Origin of the sequence: Infirmifilum sp. NZ (assembly GCF_022693705.1) — an archaeon.
Taxonomy (GTDB): domain Archaea; phylum Thermoproteota; class Thermoprotei; order Thermofilales; family Thermofilaceae; genus Thermofilum.
Genome location: NZ_CP094288.1, coordinates 537,529 through 558,840 on the forward strand (window position 1 = coordinate 537,529; position 21,312 = coordinate 558,840).

The following is a 21,312-nucleotide window of genomic DNA, read 5'->3' on the forward strand; positions in this document are numbered from 1 at the left end:
GCTGGCTGGTCGGGGCGAAATCGAGAAGTGATCAAGTGGTGAGAGGCGAGTTACCTTGCTCTCAAAGCTCCAGCCTTAGCAAGCTGTAGGCGGCAGCGATTAGGTAGGATGCTGAGATGGCGAAGGTGTAAAAGTTTCTTGCAATGAGCGACAGGATGGTTCCAATGAGCGCCCAGACGACGATGAGGTAGGGGGTTTTTTCCCTTGGCAGTTGCTTCTCTTTTTCTCCCTTCGGCGTGACCTCCCATCTGTAGCCGGTCCTCAGGAGTCCTTTAACGGCGCTTACGGACAAGTGAGGGGAGAGCACGGTGAGGATTGCGGCGAACCTCCCCAAGTTCACCATGTACTGCTTGAAACCGCCCTCGTAGATCTCGGGGACCAGCCGGTACATGAGGTACCCGTATATCGTGCTGAGAAGGACTAGAGGGGCCACCAGGGACGCTACGAGCAGGAGCTGGGCCCTCAGGGAGACGCCTACCGGCTGTGCAAGGGTGATCGCAGGCGCGAGCAGGAAGGCGGTGAACGTCGGCAGCGTGTGCAGTGGGTGCATCATGTATGCCACCATCTCTAGCTTCGTGCTCCACGGCAGCTTCGCCGCGGCAAGCCTCCTGATGCTACCAGCTAGAACCTCGCTCGTGCCGTATGCCCACCTTGACTGTTGCTTGCGGAGGGCGTGAAGGCGGGAGGGCACGAGGACCTTCACCTCACCGTTCTCCAGCAGAGCCGTGCGGTGACCCGTAGTGGCCAGCTTGACACCCATGAATATATCGTCCTGGATTACACTGTCCCCCCACCCGCCCACTTCGAGAACGGTGGATCGGCGGTATGCTGTCCCCGAGCCGAGGGGGAAGATGAAGAAGCCTGCCCTCCACCTAAGCTTGTAAAGCAGCGCTGTGCCGAGGTTTGTGAAGAATGCCATCGCCTCCGCCACCCTGGTCTTCTCGTACGCGTAGCCCCTCCACGGGATGACGTAGGCGTCCTCTCCGCCGATCTCTCTGCAGAGGGCCTCCAGCGTCGAGTGGTCCACGACCGCGTCGGCGTCGAGAATCAGAACGTAGCTCGACCGGGACGCTGAGAAGAAGCTGTCGAGAGCCCCCGTCCTGCCCCCTTTCGGGTTCTCCCTCCTCACCACCTCCACGAGGCCGTTGCCGCCGATCTCCCTTTTTAGACGGTCTACGTACTCAGCGTCGTCGTCTGAGAGAACCACGACCCTGCTGACGCAACTGGCCGAGGCGAAAGCCCTCATGTTTCTCCTGAGAGCTTTTTCGACGACGCTGATCGGCTCGTTCTTTATGGGAATGACAACCTCCAGCGAGCGCCCACGGCAACCTTCACTCCCCGACGCGGCTGGCCTTCGGGGGGATCTGTACGCCTTGACGGCTATTACAAGGTAGTAGATTAGGACCAGGTAGAGGGGGAGGATGAAAATCAAGAAGAGGGTGTACGCGGGATTCATAAAACGTCACTCAGGCGGTATCTCCTGCTCCACCAGTTCACGAGAGGAGACTTTCGCCCTCCTTGTCCTAAGCGATGCGGCGATATCTTCTAGGTAGTCTCCGAAGAAGGCCCAGAGCGAGAAAACCCCGATGAGGAGGCCCACACCGAGCGCTAGGCCCGCGGTTAGCGCCATTTTCACCTCGTTGGTTAAGGCTGCTAGGTCTATAACCAGGATGACCAGTATAAGGGACGTGAGCATCACGAAGAACCTCTCTGTCTTCCTTTCAAGCCTGATTGACTTCACCACGGCGTCTACCATGACCAGTGCGAGAACCGAGAGAACCACGACGCTGCCAGCCCTCGCTAGGTAGCCTACGAGCTCCTGGTACAGCTGGGTCCCCTCGGGGACATACAGCCGCACGATGATGGAGGAGGAGGCCACGATGACCGCGACGTCGGCAAGCAGTGAGGAGATCGTGTAGAGTGAGAGCCTCACTCCGCCGGGGACAACTTCCCTTAGCAGGTCCTCGAGCCTACCCGCCGCTATAAGCCACTTTATTGCCCTGTTTACCAGCTTGACTACGAGGAAGGTCACGAGGATGATGATGCTGGCTAGGAAGATCTTCGGTATTGCCTGGGCAATGTCCTGGAGGATCAGGAGGGCTTGCGACACGATGTCAGCTTCAGGAGGCATGCTACAGCCCCACAATCAACCAGCTCAACCGGTATATAACGTATAGCAGTGTTATCAGTGCAGCCAAGGCGAGGGCTTCCAGGGAGGTTTTAAAGAACTCCCTTGAGGCCTGGACGGTGAACGTGTAGCCGAGGACGCTCGTGGAGTAGATCATCCGGCTGTACTCGTAAGCCCTTCTCTCAGGTATGACAGCCGTCTCGGGAATGGCGAGCATGGCCATCAGCACGCCGATGAGCTTCAGGAAGGCGGCTAGGATCAGGCCGCTGAATGGAGTTAAAATGCTTGACGCGGAGATCAGGGACGCAACGAGTAGGCCTGCGTAGTTAGCCGAGACGAGGAAAGCGGAAGCTCGGACTCTACCGAGCCTCTCGTTCAGCTCTGCGAACACCTGCATCCCTAGCAGGTTAGCTCCCGTGAACGTGAGCGAGGTCATGAAGGAGATCGCGACGTGGGCAGGCGGGTATGGGATGTAGGGGATCAAAGCCGTGAGGAAGGCGTTGATGGCTATAGCCACGAGGTACCCCCTGTAGGACTTCCAGAAGTACGCTCCCACCAGGCCTCCCAGGTTGCCTGCAACCGACAGAGCCAGCGGGACGTACACTGGAGCGCCCATCTGCTTCAGGAGGGGGCTCCAGGCTATGCCGACGAGGTTGCTCCCGGCGAAAAGCGCGATGAGGACTATGAACACGACGCTTCCCTTGATCTTCGCTTCCTCGTGGGGTGGCGCGGCCTCGACGGCTTCCTGGATGCTCGCAGGGACGTTTGGGGTGAGTAGGAGAGTGATGGAGCTGACGAGACCTGCTAGGAATGCCGTGAGGTAGGAGATTAAGTATGATGTAGGCGCCTGCTGGACAGCGGTGATGAAGGTCATGTAGAGGGAGCCGAGGATGCTGGCCGCGGCGCCTGCCGCCGACCTGTGGACTGAGACCTCGATGACCTCCCTGGTGGGGAACAGTGTGTAGATCAGTATGCCGAGAGACATGCTCACGAGAACGGAGACGATGTTCCCAGCCAGGTAGTCGGCGGAGAGCAGGTACGGGTTTGAGAGGAGGAGAGGAGGTAGGAGCCAGAGCACGCGTTCAGCCACGTGGGCTGTGAGGAGCAGGGCGCGAAACCTTCCCGTGACTCTCCTAGGGTTCCTGTAGAGCTCGTGCGCCAGGAGTATTCCCCCCAGCCCGGTGGGCGCGAGCACGGCTGAGAGCGCGTCGAGCCTGTAGCCGCTGTAGGCCATCATCGGCACGAAGAGGCCCCTCGTTATGCTGACGTAGAAGCCTCCGAAGAATGCCTCCGCGACCAGGAGGATCTTCGCCAGCGTCCTCTGGTTAGACCTCTCCATAAAGTTGCCGTGAAGTCACGCGCGCAACCATGTTAAAAATTTTTTACACTGACCCGTTCCTCACGGCGTTCAGGAAGTCCGAGACGAGGTTGTAGCCCCCGCTGTGCCTCAGCGAGAGCAGTATCGCCTTGAAGAAGGTCTCCCACGTTCCCACGTCGACCCAGTCGGCCGCCGACTCGTACGCGTAGAACTTCACACCCCTATGCAGCAGTATCTGTATCGAGTCGGTGATCTCGACCTCCCCCCGCGGGCTCGGCTTTGTCTCGTCGATGGCTTTGAATATCTCCGGGGGGAAGACGTAGAGGCTCGTGTTGGCGAGGTATGAGACGGGCTTCGAGGGCTTCTCGACGATCCCCTCAACCTCGTAGAGCTTTTCCCCGACGCTCCTGCCCACCACGACCCCGTACCTTCTGGGGTCGCTGACGCGCTTCACGGCGAGGAGGGGGGCTCCGAGCTTCTCGAAGAGCGAGACCAGGCTGAGGGCCACGTTCTCGCCCAGGAAGACGTTGTCTGCCGCCGCCGCTACGAAGTAGTCATCGCCCACGAAGGTCCTCGCCATCAGCACCGCGTGCCCCGTGCCCTTCGGCTTGGGCTGGTTGACCCAGGTTATGAAAGAGGACTCCACCTTGCTGTAGAACTCGCGCAACATCGCGGCGTACTCCTCCTTCCCACTCTCCTCCAGGTAGTCTACGAACCCCCAGTCGGGGGTGAAGTGGTCTTCGATCGCCCTTTTACCCCTTCCGACGACGAAGCAGAACTCCCGGAGCCCGGCGTCGTACAGCTGCTCGAAGATCATCTGTATCACCGGCTTGAGGAACACCTTGCCATCAGCTCCCTCGAAGAGCGGCAGCATCTCCTTCGGCATCTCCTTGCTGTACGGCACGAGCCTCGTTCCCAGGCCCGCGGCGAGCAACACCCCCTTCCTGATGCCCGTCAAAGCCCACACCCGCACTTAGAGACGCGAGCCTTTTATCAATAAAACTAACGCAACGCCGGCACATCGATCATAGGTAGAGGGCTCGGTCGGCTAAACCAGCGCCGGGAAGCAGCCTTGGGCGTCACGAGGGTATCCGCTACGCACCCCTACCCTTAAGTGGGACGCTCCTCCAGAGCCTCGTAGAGCGAGTCGAAAACATTGGCAAGGTACGTGAGGTCGCTCTTGTCAAGCTTCCTCAGGATCTTCTTGACATTCTTCTCGTCCATCTTCGAGAACCTGCAGTCGAGCCTTAGAACCCTGAGCACGGCCTCGATGAGCTTGTCCTTCTCGGCGTGCTCCCCCGCGGCACTCGGATCCTCGTGCATCCAAGTAGACCGTAGCAATGGTACTTTTTAGTCTTTCCCTGGTTTCCTCCCGTGTTCGACCCGCGCTTTCCCTCCCCCTCGAGTGCTTGGTGGGGGTTGCTGGTGGGTGTTCGGGTGCGGGCTCGTGACCGCTCGCCTCGGAAGACTAGGCGAGCACAGCCCGTGTGAATGCTTATAACCCTTCTCTCGCGTTTAGCTGTGATGGTCGAGGTTGACGGGGAGGTCTGGAGGGCGTTGCGGGGTGGCTCGAGCTGACCCGCCTCACGAAGACGCTCTGGCGCCTCCGCGAGCCTAAGCCGCTCCGCAGGGCCTTCGGCACGAGGAATTCGAGGTACACAGCCAGCGCCCTCGATAGGCTCCGCTCAGCCGGATTCGTGAAAGAGGCGGTGGTCGGCGACGCGCGCTACGTCTACCTGACGGAGAGGGCCTGCGGCCTCCTCGCCTTGCTCGGCTACAGCCTCGAGGAGGCGGGGTGCGGGCTCCTTCTCAGGAAACGTAGTCTAACAGCTTCGGGTAGTCGCCCAGCTCAGCTACCCTGAGCCAGCGGTTGCCCCTTTAGTTGTGTTTTCACTTTCGGTGTTCATTTTCGGCGCAGGGATATAAGGCCACAAAGCACAGTGTAACGTGGGGCTGAAGCGCAGAAAGGGCTCGGGACCGCAGCGCATGCCAGGCTCCCTTGAGGTGGGAGCGTGGGCTGGGAAAGCTGGGGAAACGGCGAGGGGCTCGCCGACGCCTACAGGGTGTGGGAGATAAAGGCTAACAGGGAGGAGAGGCAGAGGATGCAGCGACTCTACCTCAGGCTGTCGAGCGCAGTCAGGCAGGCCTGCAAGGCCCTCGAAGAGAGGCTCGGCAAGGATTTCAGAGAAGATCCAAAGAAGTTCAGCGAAGAGTTAATCGGGGAGGCCTCGAAGACGGCTGGGCTGCCGAAGGGCCTGTTCTGGTACGCCGTGGAGTGGCGCAGGATGGTCGCGGAGGCCAAGGGGAAGTCTAAGAGGCGTAGCGGGTTCACTCCGCCTCCGGTGCCGCTGCTAGTCAAGGTGGTCGGCAACGGCGATAGGCTACACGGCAACGGTAGCGCCGTAGCGGTGCTTGAAGCATCCAGGAATGAGCTACGCATTCCGAGCGCAGGTGTCGCGGTGAGGCTGAGGCCATCGCTGGTCAAAGCGGTGCTGGAGGACGTACAGAGGTTTGGCGACGTTAAGCTGACCTTGCAGCTAACGGCTAAAGGTAGGCTGAGGCTTATTGCGCACCGCGTTGTCAAGCAGGTAAGGTGGGGCGGCGAGGGCAGGCTGGCCGTCATAGCATTGGACGTGAACAGCTCTCACGGTTTGTACTTAATGGCCTTCACCTTCGACAGCAATGTGAGGCTGGTTGCGCAGCGCGTGTTTAAGCCGCCGAACACCACGTTGCTGAGGCTACTAGCAGCAATTATGACCAGCTACTCCGAGGTTAAGTGCTGGAGTGAGGCCGTCAAGAGGTTCAGGCAGAGGAGGGACGTCAGGAGTCTACAGAGAGAGGGGAGGGGCTCCGCGGTGGAGGGGGCCTTGAGGCTCGCGGAGAGGCTGAGGGCGAAGATAAACCTGACCTCTGAGAGAGCAGAGCACATAGCTGGGCAGGCGTCGAGGAAGGTGAGGAAGCTTAACGAGGACTGGGTCAGAGGCGTGCTCAAGGAGCTGAGAGCGTTGATAAGAAAGCTGAGGGATCAGGGTTACACTGTCGTCATCGTCGTGGACGTGCCGCAAGCCGAGTCCCTGAGGGGAACAAAGCTACAGAGAACGCTACTCAGAGCGGCGAGGAGGCTGGAGAACATGGCCTGGTACGAGGGGGCGAGGTGGTTCAAGCCTGACAATAACATCTCGGGCAAGCGGTGCCCCATCTGCGGGAAAGAGGGGGTGGAGGTGCAGAGAAGGTACTACAAGTGCCCTAAGTGCAACCTAGTTTACGGCAGGGACTGGACAGCAGCCTTCAACGCCGCAAAGCTCTTCCTGAGGGTTTGCAGAGCGGAGAGGCACCTCGAAGCCTTGAGCCAGTGGCTCCAGAGCCACAAGACAGCCCTAACGCCGGCAGGCCCCGGCCCCAGTTCCCCCGGCTCCCCGAGCAGGGGCGGTCCGGGGGTGCCGCGCGCGGCGCGAGGAGGGGATGTGCCCGCGGCAACGCGGGCAGAAGGCCGCCCAGCCAGGGCGGCCACCCCGCAAGGGGCACCCATGACACCCCGCAAGGGGGGCCCTCAGACCAGTGAAGGGGGCAGATGAGGCCAGGCGCGGCCTTTCCTACGGGTAAGCTTCCGTGCACTCGCCTCTGAGCGGGCAGCGATCGCAGAGCCTCCTCGAGCAGTAGGTCTTGCTGTGAACGTAGAACACCGTCTGAACCCAGCCCGCCAGCTCGCCCAGATCCCTGGAGGCCCTCCACCTCAGGCACCTGTCCCGGATGGGGCACTCGTCGCACCTGTGCTTAGCGCAGTACTCTTTGGCTGGCGGCCGCAACCCTGCGAATATTCCGAGCCTCGAGCTCATCGCCACGAAGTGCCTGTCGATTGGGGGAGAGGTGGGGTCTGCGAGGGCGTATAGGATAAAGGCGTCAGCGGTCTTCGGGCCGACGTAGGGGCTGCTGACGAGGCGCCTCCTCAGCTCGAACCTGTCCCCGTTGAACGCCTCGGGGAGGCTTTCCAGCGCTTGAGGCAGCCTCTTCGCCTGGAAGCTCGGGATAGCCTTGGAGGCTATAGTGGCGGCTTCATGCGGGTTGTTCGTCTGGGACCACAGGTTGCTCGTCCACGAGAGGACGTTGCTGTGGTAGCTCGTGTTCTGGCTGAGGAAAACCGCCACGAATATGTGTAGGGGGTCGAGGGGGTCGACGGAGAGGCTTAGGGGCGCGTACACGAGGCGGAGGGTCTCGACCAGGTAGCTGAGGCTCCTTTTCACCGTCGCCCTCTCGAATACCTCCCTGTACCACAACCCGCTGATGTAGCTTGTCGGCTCCTCGCTGCAGGTCGACTCGATCACGCCGCCGACCTGTCTGAGCGCGCAGCCCCTCTCCCGCCCCGCTACCTTAACGTAGCTGTCCTCCCCCTCCGGCTTCAGCAGGGATAGGGAGAAGGAGGGGTAGAGCGTGAGCGAGAGGTCGATCCCCCTGCTGTCGAGCACGGCTTTCGCGGCCATAGCGGTTTACTCTTCGTGGTGGTGCCTCTCCGAGGGCTCTACGAGCTGGAACATTATGTCGACCACCCTGGCGAACTCCTTCACTCTAACCACGGTGATGCCGTCCGGCCTCTCGAGCACGACGTCCCTAGCCTCGTCCACGCCACCGCACTCCTGGAGGCTCCTCGCGGTGCACACCTCCTCCGTTACCGCGACGAGTGGCTGCACACCGGCCTCCAGGAGCCTGTTCATCTCGCAGGGATCCTCGATCGCCGTAACGACCTCCTCCGCCTTCACGTCCCTCATCGCTTCAAGCACCTCGTCGGCCTTGGAGAGGGGCCCGACGCCGACGAGCACGACGTCCTCCCCCAGCTGGGACGCGAGTAGGTCTCGAATGTACTTGTTGGGCGTGAAGTCCAGGGCCCAGGCCACGATCCTGATCGCGCTCACCCCGATAGCGCCAGGACGTCTACAACCTTCAAGTAGTCGTTCACGACCTGCCTCACCACGTCCGGAAGGGTCTCTTCGCGCTGGGTGAACTCCGAGAGGATGACGTAGCCCTCCTCGTTCACGTCCACCCTGCTCCTGACGATCCTCTTCATCCTGTACTGGACAGCCTCGTCAAGCGTCGAGTAGTCCCTAAGGTACACCGGGTCCGACTCCACCACGTAGCCGTAGCTCTCCGCGAAGACCTCGAACCCCACCCTGAAGTTGTGCCTAGCGAACGCGCCCGCAACGCCCTCGTACCCGCCCCAAACCCTCGGCGTGGCGTAGAAGCCGGCCCTGTTGAGCAGATCGGAGGCCCCGCTAGCCCGCTCCGAGTACGCGCCCGGCTCGATCGCCTCCACCCTGACCTCCTGCTCCTCGGAGTACTCCGCGTCCTCTATGACCCCGAGTATGTAGTGCTTGGGGCCCAGGAGCCAGCCCACCTGCACGACAGGGCCGTACGGCTGGCTCGCCCACGAGAAGATGCAGATAGCCTTCCCGGGTGGCCAGTACGCCAGCGACCCGCTGGGGACGCGCGTCACGAGCTCCCCGGTGAAGTCGATGTTCGTCTCGAAGTACACCTCCTCCTTCCACACGAGGAGCTTAGACGCTATGGGTAGCTGGCCCCTCACCTTCTCGTAGAACTCCTTGCTCGTCACGACGACGGGTGCCTCGAAGCCCTCACCGAAGACAACCTTCAGGTACATTGTGATTAGAGCTTACCCCAACCAAATAAGACTTTTCATCTGCCCGCCACCCTCGCTAGGGAGTTCTCGAACGACAGCATCGACACGTAGTCCATCAGGTGGGCGTAGTAGAGCGGCGCCAGGCTGGAGCCCTCGGCTACCCTCAGCGCGGCCTGAAGGCCCCTGTAGTGGTAGAAGGCCTCGAGGACAAGCTCGGCGAAGTCGAGGGGCAGAACGTCCACCGGGGGGAGCTTGGAGGCCACCTCCTCGAAGCCCCGCCTCGCGGCGCCGGCGTACCCCGCCTCCGCCAGGTTCCTGGCGACTAGGAGCGAGAGGTACACGTCCTCGAGGGAGCCGCCGAGGGGCACCTTCATGGCGATGCTCTCCACGGGGGTGCCAACCCCCTCCTCGTAGCGGGGGTGCTTAGCGAGCCTGGAGAAAAGGACAATCTTCTTCCTGCTGTCCCTCAGCTTCTCGACGAGCCTGACGACCCTAACTAGAAGCTCGAGCGACTCGGGCCTCGACAGAGCGACCTCCACGTAGATCGAAGCCCTCCTCGAGCCCCTGAAGCCCTCCGCGACGCGCACAGCCCTCTCCACCTCGCCGCACCTCGAAAAGGCCAGCGCGAGCCTGGCCTTCCCGGAGTAGCCCACGGGCGGCGCGTAGCTAGCGGCCATCGAAAGGAATTCTTCGTGGCCGCCGGCCCCGAGCGCGTAGACCGTCTCAGCCAGCCTGGACAGCGCGTAGACCTTCTCCTCGTACCTCAGGGATGGGACCAGCGCGAGCACCTCCCTGACCGTGCTGTCGAGCGAGGAGGGGTCGTATAGGGGCATCTCCGCGAGAACATACGCCCTGAGGTACGGGCTCCTCACCCTGCCTACGAGCGCTCTGTAATCCAAGCCGAGCCTCCCCGAGGCCCGAGCCAGCGAGGCGTAGGCGTAGTCCCTGTACCTTGCAGGGAGCGTCGATACCTCCTCGGGGTCAACAACCTCAAACAGGTTCAGCATCAAGTGGAGTTCCCCCGGGCTGAGCATTTATCAGTGATAATGTGCAATACCCGACGCTACGGAGGTAGCTCCACGGTAAGACAACCATACGGACTGTATTCGCTTAACAGAGCCTTGGTTCTCAATGAATCTAGAAGTCCTCCTCGAGTAGCTCTCTTACTGAGAGGACTTTAACATGCCTCGAGGCTTTATTCCTCAGCCCCTTGTCGTCAGTTACTAGGGTGAGGTTGCGTTTTACAGCTAGGTAAAGGTAGGAAGCATCGTAAATCGTGAGGCCCTCATTTGTAGCGAGCTCAAGAACGCCTATCTCCCCGCCCGCAATACTATTGACCTTGAGCGCCCTAAACAAAGTATTAAGAGCATCAGCAAACTCGAGCGCTTCACCGTAATCCAGCCTCCTGAGCAGTGCCGTCTCTTTCCAAATAGCATTTAGCGCCTCATAGCGAGCCAGGTCCAGGGTTTCACCTTCGAGGAAGGCCGCGAGCCTACCCCTCTTTGCCAAGTTGACTACCGCGCTTGCATCAAAAATATACTTAGTCACTTCAAATCCCTCTCTTCTCTAATTAGCTCCGCTATCTCCTCATCTCCTATGTTTTTCAGCTTCTCGCTAAGCTTCCTCAACTTCTCCTCCGCCTCCTCCAAGATCCTCCTCCTGACCTCCCTCTCTATAGCTTCCCTTATTATAGGGCCCGGCTTAATCCCATACTTACTCATAAGCTCCTTCAGCTCCTTGGGGATCTTTGCCGAAACAGTAACGTACTCCACGTAAACCTTATTTCAGTAGACTTATTAAAAGTTTACTCTGAGCGCTACATCTGCAACTCCCGCTTTGCTTCGCCAAACCGGTGATGAACCCTACACAATTATCGCCGCGCGCCACTCCAGCGTCAAGGAAATAAGCCCCGCCGCCAAGTACAGTTGATGCTCAGGCTCGAGGCTTGGGTTGCCGAGCTCCGGCTTCAAGAGCCCTTCCGCATCTCAACGGGGGTCTCCGAGAAAACAAGAAGCCTCATCGTCAGGCTCACCGCCCCCGACGGCCTGGAGGGCTGGGGGGAGGCGTGCCCCTCGAGAACAGTGCTGGGCGAGACACTCGAGATGGTCGTCGAGGCCGCACGGGGGCTCGGCGCGGTGAGCGTTGACTACACGAGCCTGGAGGCCGTGCACGAGTACACGTGGAGCCTGAGGGCTCCCAGCTCGCTGGCCGCAGCCCTGGACATGGCGCTACTCGACCTCTACGGGAAGGCTGTGGGCAGGCCCGTCTGGCGGCTCCTGGGAGGCTACAGGGACAGCATCGAGACTGACGTGACGATAGGCCTGATGGAGCCCGAGGAGCAGGCGAAGAGGGCCCTGAGGTTCGTGGAGGAGGGCTTCAGGGTGCTCAAGCTGAAGCTGGGCCTCGAGCCCGAGAAGGACGTCGAGAGGGTGAGGAGGGTCAGGGACGCGGTGGGCGAGGGCGTGAGGATACGGGTCGACGCGAACCAGGGCTGGAGCGTCGAGGACGCCATCAGGGTGATCGACCGCATCGCGGGCTACGACGTGGAGCTCGTGGAGCAGCCCGTGAGGTGGGACGACTGGGAGGGGTTGAGGAGGGTCAGGCGCGAGAGCCCGGTGCCCGTGGCCCTCGACGAGAGCGTGAAGACGCCCGCAGACGCGCTCAAGGCGATCCAGATGGAGGCCGCCGACATCATCAACATCAAGCTCATGAAGACCAGGGGGCTCACGGGCGCGGTCAGGGTAGCCCACGTCAGCGAGGCCGCAGGCGTGAAGAACATGATCGGCTGCTACGGCGAGACGAGGCTCGGCATAACCGCCCACGTGCACGCCGCGCAGGCCCTGAGGAACATCCTCTACTACGACACAGACTGCGACCTCCTCACCGCGGAGCAGGCCTTCACCGGCGGGGCAGGCGTGGAGAAGGGAGTCAGGCGCGCAGGCGAGAAGCCCGGCCTCGGGGACCTGAAGCCGGTATGGAGCAAGCTCACGAAAGTCCTCTAGGCACCCGACCTAGCCCCAAGCCCTGAACTCGAAGCCCTCCACGCCCATGAAGCCCACGTAGCTCGGCGAGCCGGCTGGAGCGCAGCCGTACCTGGCTAGGATACCGCCGCCCGAGTCCCTCAGGATCACCTCCCAGAGCCCGGCTAGCGGCCTCACGTCGACCCAGTACGCGCCGGGGAAAGAGCCGATGTACAACTCGGAAGCCCCGCACCTGGCGTAGTAGTCCGAGCCGCTCCTCCTAGCGCCGAGGAGGGGCTGGAGGCTGGAGTCGAGCAGGTAGAAGCCGCCGTCCCCGGTGAAGCTACCCGCGTATACCACGGCTCCGGGAACGAGGGGCCTGTAGAACGTGCCGTCGCTGACACTCCACCCCCCAGGCAGGGGGGTGCACACCCTGTATGTTATTGTTAAGTCGTCCCACCAGACCCACAAGTCGTCTGCGGTGCCTGGAGCATTGCCGGACGCGTCAGTAACCGAGAGCGCTAAGGCCACGACGCTCCCGCTCTGGTTGAGGGGCAGGCTACCGCTCCAGGTGAAAGCGGTGTTGTTGCTTAAAGCGCCCAAGCTAAATACCTTGAAGCTAGGGTTTGAAGGGACGCAGGATCCGTCGCTGCCAACAGTGCATACAACGGTGCCAGGGCTTGCGAGCACCGAGACTATAGCCCCAGAGTAAGGGCTGGAGACCAGGTAGCGGTAAAAGATGTACTCGACATCCGCCACGCCGTCGCCGTTCGTGTCCACCCCCGCTGCCACGTAAGCCACGTCGTTATTCGCATCGGCGGAGCCGGACTTCGCGAAGAGACCCTTGACTGTGAAAGAGAAGTTCGCGGCGGGGACGTTACCCCACCTCGAGGCCACGTCGTACACCGCGGCGGAGACGCCGTAATCGCTCACGGGGTTGCCCGTGGACGCGTAGGCATCCACCTCGGTTGCGACGCTCGGGGGTGTGGAGGGGCTCCGCGTGTCGTCGACGTACACCATCGTGTACTCGTAGCCGCGCGTGTAGGCGCCGATGTAGCTGGGATTAGCGCACCTCTGAAAGGACACGTTGTCCCACCAGGCCTTCACCACTCCAGTCTGAGACCACGCGGCAAGGGCCAGCCCCACTACGGCGCTCGTGCTGTACACCTGGCTTATACTCACGTTGATCCACACGTTAGCCTTGTTTGCGAAACCAGGCATTGACAGATTGACGGGGGGCAGGTTTCTCCCGTAGATGACGGGAGCGAGGGGGAGGGGGCTTGTGCCCCCACCGGAGCCGTAGTATATGACCTCGAGGTCTGGGCTTCCGTCGCCGTTCGTGTCCAGGAAGAAGTGGAGCTGGATGTAGTCTTTGTCCTGGAGCGAAGCCTTGAAGTAGTACTGGAGTGAGAACGGCGCCGAGGCGCTGAACGGCTGAGCCGAGTAGTCCAGGAAGAAAGCGGCGTAGCCTTGCTGAGACTCTGTGTAGAGGCTGGGCTCGGGCTTACCAATCGAGGAAGCCAAGTACACCTGGCTTTTACCCGAAGTGTAATTCATGCTGTTAGGCGGGAGTGCGTCGAAGGTGTACTGGGTCGCTGTGCAGGCGTTGGCGAAGTCGTCGCTCCGGGTGTAGGCTGAGCAGGAGTAGCTCGCGCTACTGAGGAGGCTCATGGGCTGCGCGCTGAAGTTGATGTACTGCGCGACCTGCGCCGTCGAGACGGTGTACCTGGCGGTGGTGAGAACCCAGTAGGTGCTGCTCGCCTGGCTCCTCCACACGATGCTCGCGGGGGTGGGGGCCGGGGGGCCGCTGCTCTGCGTGGTGGAGAGCTGGAGCGAGCCGCCGAGGTAGATCCAGTAGCTACCGCTCCCCCAGGACGCCTCGCGGTGCAGACTCGCCTGCAGGCCGGGAAGGCGGGGCGCGAGCGAGCCGACGGTGTACTCCTCGACCCAGCCTGGGACGAAGCGCAGGCTGTACGTCGTCACGTTGAGGCCATCCTTAGGGGCCCATGACGCGGAGGAAACCGGTAGTATGGAGGAGTTCCCGAGCTTCACGAGGGGGCTCTCCCTGGCCCACACCCCCCAGAGCGACGCGTTTATGATGATTACCGCCGCGAGCCCGCCGGCTGAGGTGAGCGCCAGAAGTAAAGCGAGCAGGGCTCGGGGGCGAGGAGCTGATTTAAAGGGGAGGCGCTCGCTGTCCCGCATGTAAAGCCACGAGAAGAGTTGCCCGCTGGCGAATATAAAGCTTTTAGTTCAGCGGGGGTCGAAGCCTGAGCGCGTTCTTAAAGGTGGGGCTGAGTTGCCCCGAGTTAAACGGAGAAGCTCCTCACAGTCAGGCTGACGCCTTTGACCTGCGCGAGCGGCGAGCCGGTCGTCAGCACGAGGTAGCCGTAGTAGGCGGGGGTGGCGGGTGTGCCCCCGGGGAGGTAGTAGTTCCTGCACAGCTCGACCACCGCGTGCGTGGCGTTGCCTAGAAGCCTGACTGGAAGCTGCCTGCAGAGAGTGGCGCAGGTGAGGCTTACGGTGTAGATCCCGTTGCTGGACCAGCTGGGCAGGTACCACTCGAGCGCGATGCCGCCCCTCACGGTCCCGGCCCAGAGGTAGGTGAGCGTGATGTTTGAGGCGGAGTAGGCGGTGAGGAAAGCCCTCGAGACGTAGCCCGAGGCGCCGCTGGTCCTGTACTCCCAGATGCCCCTGACGGGGCCCACGAGCACGGTGCTCCAGGAGCCCGGGTCGCTGTAGTACGTCTTCGCGTACTGGTAGGGCCAGGCGATCGAGCCCGAGAGGTTCACCTCGAGCCCACCTCCCCTGAAGCCCCACTGCTCGAGGCTGAGCCTCAGCGCCCCAGTGTCGACGGATGACCCGCTCTCCCTGACAGCGCCGGTGAAGTTGAGCTTGCCTCTGCCGCCCACGTAGATGTGTATCCGCGTGCTGTTCGAGACGTAGGCCACGAAGACCAGCCTGTCCCCCGCGCCGAGAAGCTCGCCGGGGCCCAGCAGCCTGACGGGCTTCAGGACCCCGGTGGCCTCCTCCACCCGCCAAGACTCCGCCTGGAAGGCGAGCGGGTAGTCCAGCCCCCCGATCCTCTCGACCACGAGCAGGGATGAGACATCGGTGCCGTACAGCGAGGGGATCAGGCCGACCTGCTGGCCGTTCACGTAGACCTCCCCGCTGCCCGCCACCTCGAAGACCGCGTAGCCCTCGCGCTGCACCGCCAGCGACAGCTCGAGCCGCCTGGGGTAGGAGTTGTCGTACCAGTCCGTGAGCCTGACGCTGAGCAGCAGCTCGCTCCTAGTCGCCCTCTCGACCTCGGGGGAGGACCTGTCCGCGACGATGAGCCTGGCGGTCTGGGGCCTGGCCGCTCTGAGGCACACGGTGAACGACGCGGAGGAGCCCGGAGGGAGCGAGAAGCCCCTCGAAGCGGTGCGGTTGCCCGACGCCAGGAGGACCGTCTCGTTGAGGCCCCGCACCTCCAGGTAGCCGTCGAAGCCCGCCAGCTCGAAGGCCAGCGTGTACGCGACGCCCGCCCTGCCCAGGTTGCGCACCGTCAGCGCGTTCGGGTAGCAGAAGGCGGTGTAGTTGCCCGACGCCAGCGTCACCGCCGACGCCGGGCTGCCCTGCCACAGCAGCTCGACGTCCCGGACGCCCCCGGCGAGCAGGGCCTGCAGGCCCAGGGGGTACATGAAAATAAGCACGAGGAAGACCGCGAGCGCGACGCCGACGAGTACTCCGAGCTTAAGCCTACGATCCAACACGGACACCTGAGAAAAGGGGAAGAGAAAAAATATTTAAGTTTTTTAGTTCAGCGCTTAGCCGGTTGACACGACGTCTACCTCGAACGTTATGAGCTCCTGGTTCGTCGGCGCGTCGGGGGTGACGAGCACCTTAACGCCGATGTCATCGCTGCAATGACCGGGGTCTATCGTGCCGAGCGGGATCGATGTCCCGCGGGGTGTCGTGCTGGTGATGTGCAACGTTTGTGAGGGACTGGAGCCGGGGTAGAGCAGATCGATGTACTCGATGTATGTCCAGTCGCCGCTAATCGTCCCATTGTACTTCAGCGTTACGCTCACCGACTTGGTGTAGTTCTTGTTGCATATCTTGAGCACGCTCGTGTAGGTGGTCGGGTCTCCCTTGAAGCCGACGACGCTTATCCTGGTCCTGTTCGTGCCGTCCGATGCAGTGGAGCTGGTCACGTTGACGTAGCTGCCGGGCTTATTGCCTACATCACTGCCGGCGACCTTGACGACCGGGGATCCCTGCGCCATGACGGTCCACTCGGTTATGTTGACGAGGGTGACTGTTGCGGTGGCGAAGGCTACTATGGCCAGTGCGAGCAGCAGTGTGGCGATTGTTGTGCGCCTCGCTGTTTCCATGGCTTCCACCTGTCGGTTAGGGGTCCACACCCCTGCTTATAAACTTTTTAGTTCAGAATCAGGGGAGGACTAAGCCGTCAAAACCGCCTTGAGCTCTGAGGGCCTGCAGCCCTTGGCCAGCATGGCGCGTATCCTGTACTCGTTCCTCCTGACGTGCTCCGGCCCCACCCTGACCCCGAGCTCCCGCTGGGCGAAGGCGGGTAGCCACTCGTGGAGCTGCATCTCCGCTGGGTAGTAGAGGGCTTTCCTCGCGAGGCTCGCCCTCGCCACTAGGCCCACGCGCTCGAGGACTGAGAGGTGCCACTGGACCTCGCCGAAGCTGATCCCGAGGTCCCTGCTGATCGCCCGGGGGCCGGCTCCGGGGTTCTTCCTGATGTACTCGTAGATGAGCCTCCTCCTGGCGTTCTCGAGGACGTTCTCCCTGCTGACGAGCGCGTAGGCGACGGGGATGGAGAGGGCCTTGAAGGCCAGGTCCCTGCCCCTCTCCGTCAGGGAGAGGTACGAGGCCGCCCCCACCGCCGCGGCCGCCGCTAGTAGGCCTACGGGCAACTGCGCGGGCTGCTCCTCTAGGGGCTGCGCCCGGACCTGGAGCTCGAGCCGGGTGAACTGGGGGGTTGGGTTGGAGGCCGTTGCGTAGATGCAGTGGAGCGACCCCTCGCGAGCCACCCTTACTTGGGCTGCGCTGGAGGAGGCTTCGACGCTGGAGGCGTTCGCGACGCAGGCTACGCGCGCGTCGTCGAGGAGCGTGTAGGGCGGGAGGGTTAGCGTCACCGTGAAGCTCGTCGAGTTCGGCACGCCCAGCGCCGAGGCGCGCGGGTCCAGTACGAGGAGCGCGGGGCTAGCCTGCAGCACGGCTGGCTGGCGTAGAACGAGGGATACGCCCAGAGCTAGGGTTGCGAGTACGGCGAGGAGGGCTCGGGGGTCTCTGGGCGTCATGCCGGCGCTCTACAAGCATCTTTGCTTGGGGATTTATATTCTTATTAGTTCGAATCCCGGTGGGCGCAGAGGGGCTAGCTCGGGCCACACCTGGTACGCCTTGCCGCGCAGCACGAGGATGAGGCGGAGGGGGTTGCGATGTACGAGCAGGTAGGGCGGCGTGGCGATGGGCTCCAGCGTCACCTCGACGTTCACATCGCTCCTCCTGAGCAACTCGTAGATCCTCTCGGCGAGTGCAGCAGGGGGTAGCTTCTCGGCCTCCGCCAGGAGCTCTTTCATGCGGTTTCTAAGGACGATGCTCACCTGCAGAGCCAGAGGGCTGTCGACGAAATCGAGCTTCGAAGAGAGTGTGGGCGCCATATCGCATCTGATGTTAGTATTGGGCCTTACTTTTTTTAATTTTTCCGGTGTTTACTGTAAGTGAAAAATGAAATAAAAACACTCGAAACTGCGTTACGAAGTTCAAAGAAAGGCAGCTACCTTTGCTTGCTGTGCGCTAGGGGGGTTGCGATGATGACCAGCGAGATGGCCAGGTAGGTTGCGAGCTGCGCTGGGGGGCTCGCAGTCTTCGCAAGCTGCGTGAGGGCCAGCGCGACGGCGAGGGCCAGCGCTGTCAGGGCGGTGCGCCGGGCCACGCTGGGCGAGGGCTTCACCTTGTCCTTCACCAGGGGGTAGAGCGAGGCGCCGGCCAGGACACCGGCCGCCTTCAGTATAGTGGCGTCCGGCTGGATCAGGTATAGCGTAGCCACGAGCAGGGAGTACAGGAGCGTAGCGGTGAAAGCTGCCCTCTTGTCCGCCCTCAGCAGCCAGCCTGCCAGGTAGTAGGACGCTAGGGCCACGGCGAGGCCTATGAGCACCCCGCCGGCCACGTCGCGGGGGTAGTGGACGCCCAGCTCCAGCCTGGAGATGGAGATGAGGGCCACGAGGGTGGCGCTGAGCACGGCGAGGGAGGCGCGCCGGAGCTTCAGGGAGGCGGTGGACCAGAACGAGGTGGAGACCTGGGCGTGGCCGCTGGGGAAGCCGTAGCCCGTCTCCTGCACTTTCCACTGCTCGGGCGGCGGCCTGGGGAGGGCTAGGGTGTTCTTGAGATAGGCGTTGACCCAAGCCGAGGTGAGGAGGGATAGGAGCATGTAGTAGCCTAGCTGCGGCGAGAGGGCGACGTACACGATTACGGCGAGGGCGACGTAAGCCTCCTCGTAGCCGAGCATCGTCACAAGCCTCCAGTACGGCACCCAGAGCCCGGTTAGGTAGGCGAGAGCGGGCGACACCAAGAGAAGGGCTGTGGCCGCTAGTGCTAGCCTGTCTACAAGGCTCTCACGCTGCACAGCATCTACCCTCGCAGCAACCTTATTTGCTTTTGGTCAGCGCCATATCTGCGCCAGCTCCCTCCTGACCCGCTCGTCGACCTCCGCGCCGATCTCCCTCGACCTCCTGGAGGCCTCCTCCACGACCTTCATCAGAGCCGCCTTCACCCCCTCTGACTCCAGGACCGTTAGCCCCCTGATCGTCGTCCCAGCGGGGGTCGCGACCTCGTCTCGCAGCTGCGCCGGGTGGACGCCGGCGCGGGCCTTGAGGAGCAGGGCGGTGCCCTCCATGACGTCGAGCACGGCCCTGTAGGCTAGCTCGCGGCTCATCCCGGAGGCGACGGCGCCCATCGCGAGGGCGTCTATGATCTCGGCCAGGAAGGCTGGCCCGCTGCCTGCCAGGCCGGTCCAGACGTCGAGGTACTCCTCGGGCACCCAGTAGGTCTGGCCGACGAGGCTGAAGAGCTCCTCCACTAGGCCACTTTTGGCTCCGGCGCCGTTCTCGGCAATCGCCGTCGCGGATTTGCCGACGTGGGCGTTGAGGTTCGGCATGGCGCGGTACACCTCAGCGCCCTCGAGAACGCCCTGCAGGGTGGCAAGCCTGACGCCCGCCATCACCGAGACGACGGTTTTGCCCTCCCAAACGTCGAAGCCCGTCTCCCTGAGGAGCTGGGGGAAGTGGTGAGGCTTGACGCTGATCACGACCAGGTCCGACTGCTCGACCGCCTTCCTGTTGTCCCGGGTTGCGCGCGCCCCGAGCTCCTCTACACGCCTAAGGGTCTCGGCGCTCCTACCAGTCGCCGTAACCCGCGAGCCGCCCAGCCTGCCGACCAAGGCTTTAACGAGGGCTCCGCCAATCTTCCCCGCGCCGAGGACCGAGACTCTGCAGGATTCGAGCATGCATGCCGCATTCCTGAGGGTCTTTAAAAGCTTTACCGAGAGGGGTGTGTAAATCCTACAGCTCGGTCCCCTTATGCCCTGAATTCTTTTGAATCGCTATCACGCAGTGCGCCCCGTCCCTCCTCGTCCCCTCGAGGTCGGGCTTGAGGCCCGCGAAGCCGGCGAGGAGCCCGGGAAGGGGGCAGAGCCTCCCGGAGAGCTCGAGGCCTCCGACAGCCTTGGGGCATATCCTGCACGTTCTCGTCACGACCTTGATGTAGTAGTGGTCGTCGCGGTCCTCGACCTCCACGGAGCCCGCGAGCTGGAGGAGGTCCGTGGCTCTCCTCAGGGCCTCGAGGGGGTCTGCGGGCCTCCCGTAGATCTGGGACAGCCTCTCCCCCACTTTCTGCATCGAGGACGTGACTATCGCGTAGTTCAGCACACCTTCCTCTCTGAACGCGGCCAGCGCCGATGCCACGAAGGCGTGGAGGGGGGTAACTTTGCGCTCCTCGAGGCTCAGGGCGACCGCCGAGAACATTCAGCTATCCGGTTATATAAATTAATGCTTTAATAGTAATTTTCTTCAAACACTCTTGAAGGAGTTTACCGTCTCCCTGTCAAGCCTCTTGATGAGCTCCACCACGAGCTTGACGGCGTTCTCGACGTCGGCTAGGCTGGCCACGCTCACGTGGCTGTGTATGTGCCTGGTCGGAACGCCTATCACTATGCTCGGCCGGCCTCCGCGGTACAGGTGGAGCCTGCCGGCGTCTGTGCCTCCTGAGACGGCTGAGAGCTGGTAGGGGATCTTGCACTCCTCCGCCACCTGTATCACGAACTCCTTGAGCTTCTGGTTCGGTATCATGGACCTGTCGTACGTGACGATGGAGGGGCCCTTGCCCAGCTTGGCCTGGGCCTCGTGCGGCTTTATGCCGGGGACGTCGCCGGCGATGTCCACCTCCGTGACGATCGCTACGTCGTGGTCCACGACCCACCCGACGGTCTCGGCGCCCCTGAGGCCCACCTCCTCCTGGACCGTGGCGGCGGCGTAGTAGGTGTTGGGGTGGTCTACGTTGTGCTCCCTTAGTACTCTCAGGGCCTCCATGGCGATGAAGGCTCCTATCCTGTCGTCGAGCGCCTTCGCCATTATCCTGTCGTCGAAGGCCGTCTTGGTGAAGGGGGACCAGGGTGCGACGGGGTCTCCCACTCTGATGCCGAGCTTCTCGGCTTCCTCCTTGCTCGTGGCCCCGACGTCGATGAACATCTGGCTGATCTGGACTACCTTCTGCCTCTCCTCTGGGGTGAGGAGGTGCGGGGGCTTGCTGGCGATGACTCCGGGGACAAGGCCGCTCCTGGTCTTTATGACCACGCGCTGGGCCAGGAGGACTTGCTCGAACCAGCCTCCGAGGGGCGTGAAGTTAACGAACCCCTCGCTGGTTATGCCGGTGACGAGGAAACCCACCTCGTCCACGTGGCCGGCTACGATGACGCGGGGCGCCTCGCTGGAGCCCCTCTTCACCAGCACGAGCGAGCCGAGGTTGTCCCTCCTCACCTCGTCGGCGTATGCGGAGTAGTGGTTTTTGAAGAGCGCGAGGACGGGTTCCTCGAAGCCCGAGGGGCCAATGGCCTCGGTGGCTTCCTTCAGGAAGGAGAGAGCCCTTTCATCTATTTTGTACTCGGTCACAGCCTATTCCGCCGCAAAGCTCCTTTTTAACCTTTATCCTCGGCCTTCCCTGACCGCGTCCGAGCTGCGGGGCTTCACAGGGCTTGCGGCTTCGGGGTGCT

Annotated in this window: 23 protein-coding genes; 3 read left to right on the forward strand and 20 right to left on the reverse strand. The window is 62.3% G+C overall.

The features are described 5' to 3' along the window. Positions 1-61 precede the first annotated feature (61 nt). From MOV14_RS02805 to MOV14_RS02825, 5 genes are all read right to left on the reverse strand, one after another. Positions 62-1,456: a glycosyltransferase gene (locus MOV14_RS02805; RefSeq protein WP_318537717.1), complete on the reverse strand. Its 1,395-nt coding sequence runs from the start codon at positions 1,454-1,456 to the stop codon at positions 62-64. A 6-nt stretch (positions 1,457-1,462) separates the two neighbouring features. Beyond that, positions 1,463-2,131, reverse strand: a complete 669-nt coding sequence (locus tag MOV14_RS02810) for a hypothetical protein (RefSeq protein WP_318537718.1) — start codon at positions 2,129-2,131, stop codon at positions 1,463-1,465. A 1-nt stretch (position 2,132) separates the two neighbouring features. Beyond that, the gene (locus MOV14_RS02815; protein WP_318537719.1) at positions 2,133-3,467 is read right to left on the reverse strand and encodes a hypothetical protein; all 1,335 of its coding nucleotides are present in this window, start codon (positions 3,465-3,467) and stop codon (positions 2,133-2,135) included. 43 nt (positions 3,468-3,510) lie between these two features. Beyond that, positions 3,511-4,404, reverse strand: a complete 894-nt coding sequence (locus tag MOV14_RS02820) for a UTP--glucose-1-phosphate uridylyltransferase (protein WP_318537720.1) — start codon at positions 4,402-4,404, stop codon at positions 3,511-3,513. Between the two features lie 152 nt (positions 4,405-4,556). Then, a complete protein-coding gene (locus MOV14_RS02825; RefSeq protein WP_318537721.1) occupies positions 4,557-4,769 on the reverse strand; it encodes a hypothetical protein in 213 nt (70 codons plus the stop codon). A 374-nt stretch (positions 4,770-5,143) separates the two neighbouring features. Here MOV14_RS02825 and MOV14_RS02830 point away from each other — a divergent pair, with 374 nt between their 5' ends. Continuing rightward, complete coding sequence (locus MOV14_RS02830; protein WP_318537722.1) at positions 5,144-5,308, forward strand: hypothetical protein; 165 nt, start codon at positions 5,144-5,146, stop codon at positions 5,306-5,308. Positions 5,309-5,458: 150 nt separating this feature from the next. Further along, complete coding sequence (locus MOV14_RS02835) at positions 5,459-7,021, forward strand: transposase (protein ID WP_318537723.1); 1,563 nt, start codon at positions 5,459-5,461, stop codon at positions 7,019-7,021. An 18-nt stretch (positions 7,022-7,039) separates the two neighbouring features. On the opposite strand, the gene MOV14_RS02840 is transcribed toward MOV14_RS02835, so the two are convergent. From MOV14_RS02840 to MOV14_RS02865, 6 genes are all read right to left on the reverse strand, one after another. Then, on the reverse strand, positions 7,040-7,924 hold the full coding sequence (locus MOV14_RS02840; protein WP_318537724.1) for a hypothetical protein: 885 nt from the start codon (positions 7,922-7,924) through the stop codon (positions 7,040-7,042). A gap of 6 nt (positions 7,925-7,930) precedes the next feature. Next, positions 7,931-8,353 (reverse strand): hypothetical protein, encoded by a 423-nt coding sequence (locus MOV14_RS02845; protein ID WP_318537725.1) that lies wholly within the window; start codon positions 8,351-8,353, stop codon positions 7,931-7,933. Then, positions 8,350-9,096, reverse strand: a complete 747-nt coding sequence (locus tag MOV14_RS02850) for a cyclophilin-like family protein (RefSeq protein ID WP_318537726.1) — start codon at positions 9,094-9,096, stop codon at positions 8,350-8,352. The genes MOV14_RS02845 and MOV14_RS02850 overlap by 4 nt, the downstream gene beginning before the upstream one ends. 35 nt (positions 9,097-9,131) lie before the next feature. Then, complete coding sequence (locus MOV14_RS02855; protein WP_318537727.1) at positions 9,132-10,085, reverse strand: hypothetical protein; 954 nt, start codon at positions 10,083-10,085, stop codon at positions 9,132-9,134. A gap of 127 nt (positions 10,086-10,212) precedes the next feature. Next, positions 10,213-10,584: a type II toxin-antitoxin system VapC family toxin gene (locus MOV14_RS02860; protein WP_318537728.1), complete on the reverse strand. Its 372-nt coding sequence runs from the start codon at positions 10,582-10,584 to the stop codon at positions 10,213-10,215. A 35-nt stretch (positions 10,585-10,619) separates the two neighbouring features. Beyond that, entirely contained in the window at positions 10,620-10,847 is a 228-nt protein-coding gene (locus MOV14_RS02865; protein ID WP_318537729.1) for a hypothetical protein, read from the reverse strand. 156 nt (positions 10,848-11,003) lie between these two features. Between MOV14_RS02865 and MOV14_RS02870 the strand changes: the two genes are divergently transcribed. Further along, a complete protein-coding gene (locus tag MOV14_RS02870) occupies positions 11,004-12,077 on the forward strand; it encodes a mandelate racemase/muconate lactonizing enzyme family protein (protein WP_318537730.1) in 1,074 nt (357 codons plus the stop codon). A gap of 9 nt (positions 12,078-12,086) precedes the next feature. Here MOV14_RS02870 and MOV14_RS02875 read toward each other — a convergent pair whose 3' ends face one another. The 9 genes from MOV14_RS02875 to MOV14_RS02915 all read right to left on the reverse strand — a co-directional run bounded on the left by MOV14_RS02875 (position 12,087) and on the right by MOV14_RS02915 (position 21,211). Beyond that, positions 12,087-14,240: a hypothetical protein gene (locus tag MOV14_RS02875; protein WP_318537731.1), complete on the reverse strand. Its 2,154-nt coding sequence runs from the start codon at positions 14,238-14,240 to the stop codon at positions 12,087-12,089. Positions 14,241-14,344: 104 nt separating this feature from the next. After that, the gene (locus MOV14_RS02880; protein WP_318537732.1) at positions 14,345-15,787 is read right to left on the reverse strand and encodes a hypothetical protein; all 1,443 of its coding nucleotides are present in this window, start codon (positions 15,785-15,787) and stop codon (positions 14,345-14,347) included. A gap of 57 nt (positions 15,788-15,844) precedes the next feature. Next, positions 15,845-16,441, reverse strand: a complete 597-nt coding sequence (locus tag MOV14_RS02885; RefSeq protein WP_318537733.1) for a hypothetical protein — start codon at positions 16,439-16,441, stop codon at positions 15,845-15,847. 39 nt (positions 16,442-16,480) lie between these two features. After that, complete coding sequence (locus MOV14_RS02890) at positions 16,481-17,347, reverse strand: winged helix-turn-helix transcriptional regulator (RefSeq protein ID WP_318537734.1); 867 nt, start codon at positions 17,345-17,347, stop codon at positions 16,481-16,483. Between the two features lie 33 nt (positions 17,348-17,380). Then, positions 17,381-17,707, reverse strand: coding sequence for a hypothetical protein (locus tag MOV14_RS02895; RefSeq protein ID WP_318537735.1), 327 nt, complete (start codon positions 17,705-17,707; stop codon positions 17,381-17,383). A 116-nt stretch (positions 17,708-17,823) separates the two neighbouring features. Further along, positions 17,824-18,672, reverse strand: coding sequence for a phosphatase PAP2 family protein (locus MOV14_RS02900; protein ID WP_318537736.1), 849 nt, complete (start codon positions 18,670-18,672; stop codon positions 17,824-17,826). A 36-nt stretch (positions 18,673-18,708) separates the two neighbouring features. Continuing rightward, positions 18,709-19,551: a pyrroline-5-carboxylate reductase gene (proC, locus tag MOV14_RS02905; RefSeq protein WP_318537737.1), complete on the reverse strand. Its 843-nt coding sequence runs from the start codon at positions 19,549-19,551 to the stop codon at positions 18,709-18,711. A gap of 55 nt (positions 19,552-19,606) precedes the next feature. Beyond that, positions 19,607-20,068, reverse strand: a complete 462-nt coding sequence (locus MOV14_RS02910) for a hypothetical protein (protein WP_318537738.1) — start codon at positions 20,066-20,068, stop codon at positions 19,607-19,609. Positions 20,069-20,113: 45 nt separating this feature from the next. Then, positions 20,114-21,211, reverse strand: coding sequence for a M42 family metallopeptidase (locus tag MOV14_RS02915; protein WP_318537739.1), 1,098 nt, complete (start codon positions 21,209-21,211; stop codon positions 20,114-20,116). Positions 21,212-21,312 lie beyond the last annotated feature (101 nt).

Bases quoted from the DNA above. Each gene is read 5' to 3' on its own strand.
- MOV14_RS02805 (WP_318537717.1), bottom strand. From the start codon at position 1,456: ATGAATCCCGCGTACACCCTCTTCTTGATTTTCATCCTCCCCCTCTAC.
- MOV14_RS02810 (WP_318537718.1), bottom strand. From the start codon at position 2,131: ATGCCTCCTGAAGCTGACATCGTGTCGCAAGCCCTCCTGATCCTCCAG.
- MOV14_RS02815 (WP_318537719.1), bottom strand. From the start codon at position 3,467: ATGGAGAGGTCTAACCAGAGGACGCTGGCGAAGATCCTCCTGGTCGCG.
- MOV14_RS02825 (WP_318537721.1), bottom strand. From the start codon at position 4,769: ATGCACGAGGATCCGAGTGCCGCGGGGGAGCACGCCGAGAAGGACAAG.
- MOV14_RS02840 (WP_318537724.1), bottom strand. From the start codon at position 7,924: ATGGCCGCGAAAGCCGTGCTCGACAGCAGGGGGATCGACCTCTCGCTC.
- MOV14_RS02850 (WP_318537726.1), bottom strand. From the start codon at position 9,096: ATGTACCTGAAGGTTGTCTTCGGTGAGGGCTTCGAGGCACCCGTCGTC.
- MOV14_RS02870 (WP_318537730.1), top strand. From the start codon at position 11,004: ATGCTCAGGCTCGAGGCTTGGGTTGCCGAGCTCCGGCTTCAAGAGCCC.
- MOV14_RS02875 (WP_318537731.1), bottom strand. From the start codon at position 14,240: ATGCGGGACAGCGAGCGCCTCCCCTTTAAATCAGCTCCTCGCCCCCGA.
- MOV14_RS02890 (WP_318537734.1), bottom strand. From the start codon at position 17,347: ATGACGCCCAGAGACCCCCGAGCCCTCCTCGCCGTACTCGCAACCCTA.
- MOV14_RS02895 (WP_318537735.1), bottom strand. From the start codon at position 17,707: ATGGCGCCCACACTCTCTTCGAAGCTCGATTTCGTCGACAGCCCTCTG.
- proC (WP_318537737.1), bottom strand. From the start codon at position 19,551: ATGCTCGAATCCTGCAGAGTCTCGGTCCTCGGCGCGGGGAAGATTGGC.
- MOV14_RS02910 (WP_318537738.1), bottom strand. From the start codon at position 20,068: ATGTTCTCGGCGGTCGCCCTGAGCCTCGAGGAGCGCAAAGTTACCCCC.